The sequence below is a fragment of the Burkholderia sp. Tr-20390 genome, from assembly GCF_017104595.1.
In the GTDB taxonomy this organism is placed as follows: Bacteria; Pseudomonadota; Gammaproteobacteria; order Burkholderiales; family Burkholderiaceae; genus Burkholderia.
Window position 1 is genome coordinate 162,007 of the sequence record NZ_JAAGPC010000002.1, and the last position, 11,646, is coordinate 173,652.

The following is an 11,646-nucleotide window of genomic DNA, read 5'->3' on the forward strand; positions in this document are numbered from 1 at the left end:
CCCGACCATGACCCATCCGATCGCATCCCGCCGCACCTTCCTGAAACTGTCCGCCGCGCTGGCCGGCAGCGCGCTGCTGCCCGAAACGGGCGCGTTCGCGGCCGGCGACGACGCTGCGCGCCGCACGGTGATCATCGATACCGACCCGGGGCAGGACGACGCCATCGCGATCCTGTTCGCGCTGGGCGCGCAGGACCGGCTCGACGTGCGCGCGTTGACCGCTGTCGCGGGCAACGTGCCGCTCGACCTGACCGAACGCAATGCGCGGATCATTCGCGACTGGGCCGGCCGCACGAAGACGCTGCCCGTCTACGCCGGCTGTCCGCGTCCGCTCGTGCGCGACCTCGTGACGGCGGCGAACGTGCATGGCAAGACCGGGCTCGAAGGCGTCGAGTTGCACGAGCCGCGCGCACCGCTTGCCGCCGGTCACGCGGTGGCGTATCTCGTCGATACGCTGAGCCGCGCGGCGCCGGGCAGCGTGACGCTGTGCGCGCTCGGCCCGCTGACGAACCTCGCGACCGCGTTGGTCGAAGCGCCGCAGATTCGCGGCGCGCTGCGCGAGATCGTGCTGATGGGCGGCGCGTTCTTCGAGCGCGGCAACATCACGCCGGCCGCCGAATTCAACCTCTACGTCGATCCGCAGGCGGCCGAAGTCGTATTCGGCAGCGGCGTGCCGATCGTCGTGCTGCCGCGCGATGTCGCGGTGAAAGCGCCGATCACGCCGGCGCGCGTCGCGCCGTTCCGCGCGCTCGGCAACCGCTGCGGCGCGATCGTCGCGGACATCATGGAGGCCGAACTCGCGTACAACAAGAAGCGGCGCGGCGTCGAAGATGCGCCGATGTACGACCCGACCGCGGTCGGCTATCTCGTCGATCCGACGTTGTTCGGCGGACGCAAGGTGAACGTGATGGTCGAGACGACCGGGCAGTGGACGCTCGGCGAGACGGTCGTCGACTGGAACGGGCGCAGCGGCCGTACGGCGAACGCGACGTGGATCAACGAGGTCGATGCGGACCGCTTCTACGCGGCGCTCGTCGAGCGCATCGCGAAGCTGCCCTGAAGGCATTCAGATGTGCTTCGCAATCCATTCGCGGCACGCGCGCACGTGCGGGCCGCGATCGTCGCCGGTGAGCGAGATCAGCGAGATCGCGCGCGTGACGCGCGGCTTGTCGACGCGCAGCGCGACGAGTTCGGGATCGTGCAGATGCATCGTGTAAAGGCTCGGCAGCACGGCGGTCGCGAGGCCGTTGCGCGCAAGCGCGTAGAGCGGCTCGGTGTATTCCATCCGGTACGTGACGTTCAGGCGCAGCTTCTCGGCGCCGCCGGTGCGATGCAGCGATTCGCTGACGCTGCCGCGCACGAACACCGCGAGCTCGCGATCGACGAGCCTGGCCCACGTGACGCTCTTCGCGCGGGCAAGCGGATCGTCATGCCGCACGACGATCACGATCTCGTCCTCGAAGAGCTGCTGGTAGCGCAGCGTGCCGTCGTCGCTGTCCGGTTCGCGCACGCCGATACCGAGATCCGCGACGCTGTCGCGCACGGCTTCGACGAGCGCGCTGTTCGGCAGATCGGTGAGGGTGAAGCGCAGCGTCGGATGCGCGTCGCGCAGTGCATTGAGCGCGGGCAGCAGGCGGCCCGCGACCGACGGGATGAACGCGATGCGCACGGTCTGGATGCGTTCGCTGATGAGCCGCGTCATGTCGTCGAAGGTGCCGCGCGCCTGGTTGAGCAGGCGTTCGGCGAGCGGCAGCACGGCTTCGCCCGCGGAGGTGAGCGTGAGCCGGTGCGCGGAGCGCGCGAACAGGCGCCCGCCGAGCAGGAACTCGATCTGGCGGATCGACGCGGTGAGCGCGGGCTGCGTAAGGGACAGCGCCTGCGCGGCCTGCGTGAAGCTGCGTGCGTGGGCGAGCACGACGAAGTGCTGGACCTGCCGCAGCGTGAGCGCGGGCAGCAGCGACGAGCGGTCGGACGACATCGGGCAATAGCGGTCGGGATGCGGTACGCGGCAGTATAAGACCGCGCTGCGTGAATCGACACAGGACAATATTCGGAATCACAGGAGAACCACCATGTCAGCGACTGACACGATGCCGGCGCACGCGCCGGCCAACTGGCTCGAACGCCGCTTCGCGCTCGCCGCGCGCGGCACGAGCGTGCGCACCGAGACGATCGCGGGCGTCACGTCGTTTCTCGCGGCCGCGTACCTGCTCGTCGTGATTCCGTCGCTGCTCGCGACGGGCGGCATGGAGCGCGGCGCGGCGACGACCGCGACGATCATCGTGTTCGTGCTGTTCACCACGCTGATGGGGCTCTATGCGAACCTGCCGTTCCTCGTCGGCCCCGGCATCGGCGGCTCGGTGATCATCGGCGTGACGCTCGCGACGACCGAGCACGTCGGTTGGCAAACGGGCCTGGGCATCGCCTGCGTATCGGGCGTGCTGTTCTTCCTGCTGACGATCCTCGGCGCGCGCGGCGTGGTGGTGCGGCTGATTCCGGTGCAGATCAAGCTCGGGCTCGGCGCGTCGATCGGGCTGTTCGTGACGATGCTCGGGCTGCGCAACGCGGGGATGGTCGTCGCGAACGCGAAGACCAACGCGTTCGCGCTCGGCAATTTCTCGCGGCCGGGCGCGCTCGTTGCGCTGATCGGCCTCGCGGTCGCGATCGTGCTGCAGGCGCGCAAGGTGCCCGGCGCGATCCTGATCGCGATCCTCGTGGCGGCCGCGGCCGGCGTGCCGCTCGGCGTCACGCATCTGCCCGCGTCGTTCGTGTCGCTGCCGCACAGCATCGCGCCGATCGCGTTCAAGCTCGACATCGGCAGCGCGTTGAGCCTCGCGGCCGCACCGTACCTGTTCGCGTTCTTCGCGGCGGAATTCTTCTCGACGCTCGGCACCGCGCTCGCGGTCGGCGCGAAGGCGAACCTGCTCGACGAGCAGGGCAACCTGCCGAACATCAACCGGCCGTTCCTCGTCGATTCGCTCGCGGCGACGCTCGGCCCCGTGTTCGGCATTCCCGCGCTGACCGCGCTGATCGAATCGGCGGCAGGCGTCGAGGCCGGCGGCCGCAGCGGGCTGTCGTCGCTGGCGGCGGCCGTGCTGTTCGCCGCGATGCTGCTGTTCGTGCCGGTCGCGCTCGCGATCCCGAAAGAGGCGACCGCGCCGGCGCTGATCCTGATCGGGCTGTCGATGTTCGCGACGATCCGCCATACGCATTTCGACGACTTCACCGATGCGCTGCCCGTGATGTCGATGGTGCTGCTCACGCTGATGTCGAACAGCTTCGGCACCGGCATCGCGGGCGGCCTGCTGTGCTACGTGCTCGTCAAGCTGCTGGCCGGCCGCTGGCGCGACGTGTCGTGGGGGCTCGTCGTGCTCGCGCTTCCGCTCGGCTACTACTTCTGGACCGTCGTGAAGCCGCACTGAGAGACGGCTTTCGCGACGCATCGGCACTACCCATAACGAGACTGCAATGAAGGCAACACCAGGTAACGTCCCGGCCGCGCGCACGGGCATCGAGATCACGCCGGCCCACCAGGCCTTCTTCCACGCGCTGCCGAAGGTCGAGCTGCATTGCCACCTGCTCGGCGCGGTGCGGCACGACACGTTCGTCGCGCTCGCGGCGCGCAGCGGCGCGCCGATCGAGCGCGCGGAGATCGACGCGTTCTACGCGCGCGGCGAGAAGCCGGTCGGCGTGCTGCATGTGCTGCGTGCGCTCGACCGGCATCTGCTCACGCAGCCCGACGACCTGCGGCGGATTGCGTACGAGTATCTGGAGGATGCGGCCGCGCACCACGTCCGGCATGCGGAATTCTTCTGGAATCCGACGGGTACGGTGCGCGTGTCGGGTATCGCGTATGCGGATGCACAGGCCGCGATCGTGACGGGTATTCGCGACGCCGCACGCGACTTCGGAATCGGCGCGCGCCTGATCCCGAGCATCGACCGCGAGCAGGATTCCGACGAAGCGGTGGCGATCGTCGAATGGATGAAGGCGAACCGCGCGGATGAAGTGGCGGGGCTCGGGATCGACTATCGCGAGAACGACCGGCCGCCGGAGCTGTTCTGGAAGGCTTACCGCAATGCGCGCGCGGCGGGCTTTCGCACGACCGCGCATGCGGGCGAGTTCGGGATGCCGTGGCGCAACGTCGAGACGGCCGTCGATCTGTTGCAGGTCGATCGCGTCGATCACGGTTATACGATCGTCGACAACCCGGAGTTGTGCGCGCGCTATGCGGAGCGCGGGATCGTCTTCACCGTCGTGCCGACGAACTCGTACTACCTGCGCACGCTGCCGCCGGAGCAATGGGCGGAACTTCATCCGATGCGCAAGATGCCGGGCCTCGGGCTGAAGATCCATCCGAACACCGACGATCCGACGCTGCACAAGGTCAATCCGTCGGAGGCATGGGAGCTGATGTTCAGCCATTTCGGCTTCACCGTGGCCGAGCTGAAGCAGTTCATGCTGAACGGGATCGACGGCGCATGGGTGGACGACGCGACGAAGGCTGCGTGGCGTGCGGCGTGGGCGCCGGAGTTCGACGTGCTGGCTGCCACGCTCGCGGCCGGCTGAGCGCGGCGGCGTTTTACGCCGGCCGGTGCTTCAACCGGCCGGCGACTCGTTGTGCCGGAACAGCTTCACGACGCCCGGCAGGCCGCCGGCGTCGAGCAATTCCGCGTAGCGGTACAGCAGGTTCGCGATCGCGACTGCGCTCTGGGTCATGCGGGCTCCTCCCTCGTTGAGCGATGACGACGATGGTGCGCGGCGGCTCCGCTTCGTCCGGTTGGCCTGAGCCGGCACACGCCTCTCCATACCTTTTCATTTCCTGCACATCGCCGTCATGGGCACGCGCCCGCTGGCACGCGTCGCCCGCGTTCGCTATATTGGCGTCCGGTAGCGATTGGTCGTGTCGCAGCCGCCGTGCGCTGTCGCGCCGGATATTCCCAAAACAATTCGAAGAGAGAGGCTTCAGCCGTGCGTACCCCCTTGTTCTGTCTGCTGTTGCTCGCGTCGCTGTCCGCGCGGGCCGGCACTGCCTGCGATGCGTTGCTCGGCGATTACGCGCCGGCGGCCGGCAAACCCGCGACGCTGCGCGTCGAGAAAGTGAGCGGCGAGATCGTGCTGCGTGTGCGCGACGCCGGCCAGTGGAGTGTCGAAACGGCGCCGACGCACGAGGCCGAGCTGGAAACCGACGGTCCCGACAAGGCGCCGCCGGGCACCTGCGTGCTCGACGTGCCGGGCGGCGAACTGATCAAGCTGCCGATCGGCGCGCCGTATCAGGTCACATCGATTGCCGGCAAGAACTTCGAGACGAAGCATTCGACGACTGGCGTCGTGATGCTGGCGATACAAGGTTTTCAGGTCAACGGCATGGAACTGTATCCGGTCGCGCGCAGCGGCGATTCGCCGCCGGAGCCCGTGAAGGCGGTGGCGGGGCGGGAGATTGCCGGCGCGGGCCCGTGCCCGGGCCACCGTCCGCCCGACATGAGCCAGGCCGACTTCGATGCGCTCCCAGAAGCCGCGCACACGTATTTCGCCGAACTCGATCCGGTGCGGCAGCGCGCGTTCGTGTGCGGCCAGACGCTCGACGAGATCGTTGGCGACGGCCTGATGTCGAACGACGACAAGGAAATCGATACGATGTGGCGCCGGCTCGGCATGCTGTTGCGCGCGCATCAGGTGCCGCGTGACGAACTCGGCCGGGACGATCGCTGGCGCGTGGCCGGCCAGTTGCTGCGGCAGATCCGGCCCGACGCAGGCGCGCAGGCGTCGCCCGATCGCGCGCGCCGGCAGGCGCTCGTGCTCGACGCGCTGGTGCCGAACCTGCCGCCGCCCGACACGCTGCGCGATGGCCGCGAAGAGCACGCGAGCGACCTCATCGCCGAAATCGTGAAACTGCCGGAACCGGAGGCACTCGCCGCGCTCGGCAAGTTGCAGGCGCGCGGCGTGCTGCGCTGGCAGCTCCATGACAACAACCCGTACCGGCTCGCCGATGTCGCGTTGCCGGACGCATTGAATCCGCCCGTGGCCGCTTCGGTCTTCGTGCTGCTCGCGAAGGAGGCGAACCCGGACGTGCTGCATGACGATGCGCTGCTCGACGGCGAGGTGACCGCGCGCCGTGTCGACGGCGTGCAGCGCTTGCTCGACGCGGGCGTGAAGCCGTCCGCAAAAGTGCTGGCGGACGCCGCCGACACGCCGGAGATCCTGCGGCTGCTGAAGGCATCCACCGCACGCTGATGGCGGGCGAACCGACGCAATACGACGACAACAAGAACGAGGGCGACCCTTTTAATGGGCAATCGATCATGGCTGTATCTCCAGGCCGGTGACGGCGACGACGCGCGAACGATCGCGCTCGCGGAATCCAACAATCACTTTCCGCTGCTGTGGCGCGTGCTGCTTGCCGACGGCGGTGCGGGCGACGCGATCACCGATCAGCGCATATTCGGCGATGCCGGCACGCCGAATCTCACCAGCGACGCGCGCACCGGGCTTGCGCGACTGAGCCGGCTCGCGTCGTTCGTCGTCTCGTATCCGCTGCCCGGCGACGATCCGGCGCTCGCGCGCCAGTTCGATGCGGTCGTGCGGCATCTCGGCGAATCGATCGATGCGCTCGGCGACGCGCACGGCGCCCCCCGGTTTTCCGCGAATCTTGACGAGTTGTCGTGGCTCGACGGCGGCGATCCGAACGACTACATCGACCAGGAACGCGATACCTGCACGCGGCTGTGGTGGCAGGTCGCGAACTGCATGGATTTCCGCGACGTGCGCGGCGTGCGCGATGCGCTCGAGATCGAGTCGCCGCCCGACTGGCGCGACTGGGCGTGGGGCTTCGGGTTCGGCGGCCTGTTGCATCACTATTTCGTTCGTCAGGAACCGCCGCGCGGCGTGGCGTTTGCCGAGCTGTTCGATGCCGGCGAAGTGCACGGCGGCCGGCTCGGCTACGGCACGTTCAGCTTTCGCGCACGTAACGGGCTGTGGGGTGTGCGACGTGAAACCAACGATGCGTGGCACGTGATCGTGCCGCCCGAGTGGACGAACCTGTGGACGAGCGGCGCGCGTGACGACCGGCTCCTGTGGGCCGAACGTGACGGGAAGGTCGGCCTGCTGTCCGCCGATGGCGATGTCGACCGCGACGGCGATGGCGACGGCGACGAGATGCGGGTCGTGCGCGAACCGTCGTTCGATGCCGTGTGGGATTTCAGCGGCGACGTCGCCTGCGTGCGCGTCGGCGAGCGATTCGGGCTCGTGCGCACGGACGGCACGTGGGTGCTCGAACCGTCGCTCGACGATTTCGGCGACTTCACGGGCGGAGTCGCGTCCGCGAGCCTGGACGGCCGCTGGGGCTTCGTCGACACGCGCGGTGCGTGGGCGATTCCGCCGCGTTTCGACGATGCGCACGAGTTCGAGAACGGCACCGTCGCGGCGGTATCCGAGGGCGAAGGGTGGGGGCTGATCGGGCGCGACGGACAATGGCGCGCGCAGCCCGAGTGGGACGCGCTCGAATGGTCGTCCGAATGCGGCGCCTTCGTCGCGCGGCGCAACGGTCACGTCGGCCTCGTCGATGCGAAAGGCCGCGTCGTCGTCGAGCCGCATTATGCGGAAGTCGCCAGGCTGACTGACGACGAACGGACGGACATGCTGACCGAGCTCGGCGCGATCCGCCATATCGTGCGGCGCGACGACGGGCGTTGCGCGATCGTCGACGGGCAGGGCCGCGTGCTGACGCCGTTCGACTTCGTCAACATGGGGGCGCTGCCGTGGTTGCCCGATGACGAAGCCGTGCCGGGCGAGCTGTTCACGCGTTACGCGATCGGTGTCCTGCCGGGCGAGCCGGTGCAGCTCGCGATCTGCGATCTCGAGACGGGCGCGACGCTCGTGCAGGGGCGCTACGACGACGTGGCCGGCCTGTTCTGGGGCGCCGGTCACGGCTGGCTGGCGTGTGTGGAGGAAGAGGGCGGCAACGACGTGCGTGCGACGGTGCTTCGCGCGGACGGCACCGTGCTGCATCCGGCGCGTTACACGCGCATCGGTGACGATGCGCTGTTCGACGACGATCGCGACGCCGCCGACGGACACGCGATGCTGATGCCGTGGTTCGTCCGCCGTGTCGCAGTCGCGCAGAACTGGAGCCTGGGCGAACCGGTCGCCGCCTTGCGCGACGACGGCGTGCCCGTATGGCTGTACGCGGACGGGCAAGCGACGACGACGCTTCGATAGGCCGAGCCGTTGTCGTGGAGGCCGGCGTGGCGCGCCGGCATGCCGATCAGCGGAAGAACTTCAGCCAGTCGAACAGGCCCGGATGCGGCGCGCGCCGCCGCGGCGCCGGCGCGCTGCGCGGCCGGAAATCCGGCGAGAACTGCGCGTGCGGATCGATCGCCCGCGCGCGCAGCGCCGCATCGTAGAAACTGCCGACGATCGGCAGCGCGCTGTGCGCGCCCGCGCCCCAGTAGTCGCTGCGCAGCGTCACGCTGCCATCGTCGAAGCCGACCCACGCACCGGCCACGAGCTGCGGATGCATCAGGATGAACCAGCCGTCCGCGTTGTCCTGCGTCGTGCCCGTCTTGCCGGCGACGTCGACGCGAATGCCATACCGTGAACGAATGTCGGCGCCGGTGCCGCGATCGACGACATCGCGCATCACGTCGACCAGCGTCTGCGCGGCGGGCTCGGGCAACGCGCGTTCGGGCGGTGCGCTGCCGAAGACGGCGAGCACCTTGCCGTCGCGATCCTCGATGCGCGTGATCATCTGCGGTGCGACGTATACGCCGCGGTTCGCGATCGTGCCGTACGCGGATACCATCTCCTTCAGCGTGACGGGGCTCGTACCGAGCGCGAGCGACGGCACCGCGTCGAGCGGGCTCTCGCGCACGCCCATCGCGCGGGCGAGCTGCGCGACCTTCGCGGCGCCTTCGTGCTGCATCACCTGCGCGGTGATGCGGTTGCGCGACAGCGCGAGCGCATCGCGCAGCGTCATCGGCTCATCGGTCGGCGGCTCGGCATCGGTCGGGCGCCAGACCGCGCGCCCGTCGATCGGGATCGCCACGGGACGGTCCATGAACGTATCGCCCGGCCGCATGCCGTCCGCGAACGCGGCGCCATAGACGAACGGCTTGAACGTCGAGCCGGGCTGGCGCCGCGCCTGCGATACATGATCGAACGGCTCGCTACCGAAATCGGGGCTGCCGACCCACGCACGGATCGCGCCGTTGCGCGGATCGATCGCGACGAAGCCGGCCTGCACCTGCGTCTTGCGCTCGCACAGCGCGCGCATGAAATCGCGATTGGCGCCGAGCCGCTTCAGCGCCACGACATCGGTCAGCCCCGCGTCGCGCGCCTGCCGATAGTCGGGCGTCTGGCGGATGAAGCCGCGGAACAGGTCGTTGCGCAGCCCGCAGCCGGACGGGCCGCGCCACGCGCTGTCGGCGATCGCCTGCAGCCGTTCGGTCTGCCGCGTCAGCGCCTGCGTCGCCATGTCCTGCAGCCGCGCGTCGAGCGTCGTGCGCACGACGAGTCCATCGGAGTACAGATCGTAGTTGTTGCGATCGGCCCACGCGATCAGCCATTTGCGCAACTGCACCGCGAAGTGCGGGGCGAGGCCGGGCTGCCCCGACTGCGGCTCGAAGTCGACGCGCAGCGGCTGGCGCTGCAGTTTCGCGAGCTGCTGCGGCGTCAGCATGTGCATCTGCGCCATCCGGTCGAGCACGATGTTGCGTCGCTGTACCGCGCGCTCCGGGTTCAGCACCGGGTTGTAGTAGCTGTTGCCCTTCAGCATCCCGACGAGCGTCGCGCTTTCGACGATGTCGAGCTGGTCGGCCGACTTGCCGAAGTAGGTGCGCGCGGCCATTTCGACGCCGTACGCGTTGTACAGGAACGGCACGGTGTTCAGGTAGGTCTCGAGAATCTCGTCCTTGCTGTACACCGACTCGATCTTGAACGCGGTGATCAGCTCCTTCACCTTGCGCGTGAGCGTCGGCGCGCGGCCGACTTCATCCGGATACAGGTTGCGTGCGAGCTGCTGCGTGATCGTCGAGCCGCCCTGGCGGTCGCCCGAGAACGTGTGCAGTCCGGCCGCGAGCGTGCGGCGCAGGTCGATGCCGTGATGCGCGTAGAAACGGTGGTCCTCGGTCGCGATCAGCGCGTCGACCATGTGCGGCGAGATCTGCTTGAGCGGCACCCATTCGCGGTTGACGGGGCGAAACTCGGCGATCAGCTGGCCGTCGGCGGACAGCACGCGCGCGGGACGATCGATGCGCGCCTTGCGGATGTCGCCGATGCTCGGCGTGAACGGGACGAACGCGAGCAGCACCAGCAGGCCCAGCACCGGGATCGCGGCGAGCGTCAGCGCGACGCCGCGTCGCGTCGGATGACGCAGGCGATGCAGCACGCCGGCGCCCAGCGCGCGGAGGCGCACGCCGCAGGCGGCGGCGAACGGTACGACGCGGGCGCGGCAACGGAGCCACGCGTCTCGGAGAAGCGGCACGAAGCGATTCAAGGCGGCAGGAGCGCGGATGGAAGAGGCGCGATCCTAGCAAACGACACGCGTGCGACGCCCGCCAAAACAGCCGTTTGCTTGCAGGATTTACAGACGATTACGTTTGTTGCCCGCCGACAACCTTTTATGGCGCGGCGTGGCACGATTCTCCCGACGAATCGCGGCCGGCGCCGCCCGCGCTCGAAGCCGTCGGGTCAGCGTGGCACGGCGCCGTCGGCGGCCATTGCGACCACCTCCGCGAGGCGCTGGGCGGCCGCTTCCATCTGCGCGCGGCCGAACCCGCCGAAGCCGAGCACGAGCCCCGGGCGGGCCGTGCCCGGCGCGAACGTCGGCGACACCGCGCGCACCGCGACGCCGGCTTGCGCGGCGCGCTCGACCACGTCGAGATCGTCGATCCCTTCCGCGAGCCACAGCACGACGTGCATGCCCTGGTCGCCCGGCTGCACCCACGCGCGTTCGCGCGGCAGCCGCGCACCGAGCGTGTCGATCAGCAGCGTGCGCTGTTCCGCATACACGCCGCGCACGCGGCGGATGTGGCGGTCGAGGTGGCCTTCCGCGATGAACGCGGCCAGCACGTGCTGGTCGGCGGTCGGCACATGACGATCCATCAGCACGCGGGCGCCGCAGAACGCGGGCACGAGATCGTCGGGCGCGATCACGTAGCCGAGCCGCAGCGACGGAAACAGGATCTTGCTGAACGTGCCGAGGTAGATCACGCGGTCGGGGTCGAGCCCTTGCAGCGACGGGAACGGATGGCCTTCGTAGCGCAGCTCGCTGTCGTAATCGTCCTCGACCACCCACGCGCGTTGCCCACGCGCCCAGGCGAGCAGCGCATTGCGCCGCGCCATGCTGAGCGGCATGCCGAGCGGATACTGGTGCGACGGCGTGACGAACGCGACCCGCGCATGCGGCGCGAGACGGATGCCGGCGTCGACGTCGATGCCGTCGGCGTCGACCGGCACCCGCACCATCGCGTCGCGCCGTCCGGTGCTGTCGAGCAGCGCGGTGATGCCGCGATAGGCCGGATTCTCGATGATGGTCGGGATGCCGCGGCCTTCGTCGCCGAGCATGATGCCCCACGCGTCGTTCAGCTCGATCTCGCTGCTCGAGTTGCTGCGGTTGCCGACCTTGTCCTTCAGCCGCTGGATCTCGAC

The 11,646-nt window shown here is 69.1% G+C and carries 7 protein-coding genes and 1 pseudogene; 5 read left to right on the plus strand and 3 right to left on the minus strand.

Translation table 11 applies throughout. The features are described from left to right. The first annotated feature begins 7 nt into the window (after positions 1-7). On the plus strand, positions 8-1,060 hold the full coding sequence (locus G3N98_RS01840; protein WP_206147016.1) for a nucleoside hydrolase: 1,053 nt from the start codon (positions 8-10) through the stop codon (positions 1,058-1,060). A 6-nt stretch (positions 1,061-1,066) separates the two neighbouring features. On the opposite strand, the gene G3N98_RS01845 is transcribed toward G3N98_RS01840, so the two are convergent. Then, positions 1,067-1,978 (minus strand): LysR family transcriptional regulator, encoded by a 912-nt coding sequence (locus tag G3N98_RS01845; protein ID WP_206147017.1) that lies wholly within the window; start codon positions 1,976-1,978, stop codon positions 1,067-1,069. Positions 1,979-2,072: 94 nt separating this feature from the next. On the opposite strand from G3N98_RS01845, the gene G3N98_RS01850 reads away from it, so the two are divergent. From G3N98_RS01850 to G3N98_RS01870, 4 genes are all read left to right on the plus strand, one after another. After that, entirely contained in the window at positions 2,073-3,422 is a 1,350-nt protein-coding gene (locus G3N98_RS01850) for an NCS2 family permease (protein ID WP_206147018.1), read from the plus strand. 46 nt (positions 3,423-3,468) lie between these two features. Further along, positions 3,469-4,569: an adenosine deaminase gene (add, locus tag G3N98_RS01855; protein ID WP_206147019.1), complete on the plus strand. Its 1,101-nt coding sequence runs from the start codon at positions 3,469-3,471 to the stop codon at positions 4,567-4,569. 402 nt (positions 4,570-4,971) lie between these two features. Beyond that, the gene (locus G3N98_RS39650) at positions 4,972-6,234 is read left to right on the plus strand and encodes a hypothetical protein (protein ID WP_241025686.1); all 1,263 of its coding nucleotides are present in this window, start codon (positions 4,972-4,974) and stop codon (positions 6,232-6,234) included. A gap of 54 nt (positions 6,235-6,288) precedes the next feature. Then, positions 6,289-8,217, plus strand: coding sequence for a WG repeat-containing protein (locus G3N98_RS01870; protein ID WP_206147020.1), 1,929 nt, complete (start codon positions 6,289-6,291; stop codon positions 8,215-8,217). A gap of 46 nt (positions 8,218-8,263) precedes the next feature. Here the strand turns inward: G3N98_RS01870 and G3N98_RS01875 are convergent, their stop codons facing one another. Together G3N98_RS01875 and G3N98_RS01880 are read right to left on the minus strand one after the other, a co-directional pair. Then, positions 8,264-10,492 carry a transglycosylase domain-containing protein gene (locus G3N98_RS01875; protein WP_206147021.1) on the minus strand — a complete coding sequence of 743 codons (2,229 nt, stop codon included), beginning with the start codon at positions 10,490-10,492 and terminating at the stop codon, positions 8,264-8,266. Between the two features lie 194 nt (positions 10,493-10,686). Continuing rightward, positions 10,687-11,646 (minus strand): annotated as a pseudogene (locus G3N98_RS01880) (PLP-dependent aminotransferase family protein); the annotation flags it as partial.

Bases quoted from the DNA above. Each gene is read 5' to 3' on its own strand.
- G3N98_RS01840 (WP_206147016.1), top strand. From the start codon at position 8: ATGACCCATCCGATCGCATCCCGCCGCACCTTCCTGAAACTGTCCGCC.
- G3N98_RS01845 (WP_206147017.1), bottom strand. From the start codon at position 1,978: ATGTCGTCCGACCGCTCGTCGCTGCTGCCCGCGCTCACGCTGCGGCAG.
- G3N98_RS01850 (WP_206147018.1), top strand. From the start codon at position 2,073: ATGTCAGCGACTGACACGATGCCGGCGCACGCGCCGGCCAACTGGCTC.
- add (WP_206147019.1), top strand. From the start codon at position 3,469: ATGAAGGCAACACCAGGTAACGTCCCGGCCGCGCGCACGGGCATCGAG.
- G3N98_RS01870 (WP_206147020.1), top strand. From the start codon at position 6,289: ATGGGCAATCGATCATGGCTGTATCTCCAGGCCGGTGACGGCGACGAC.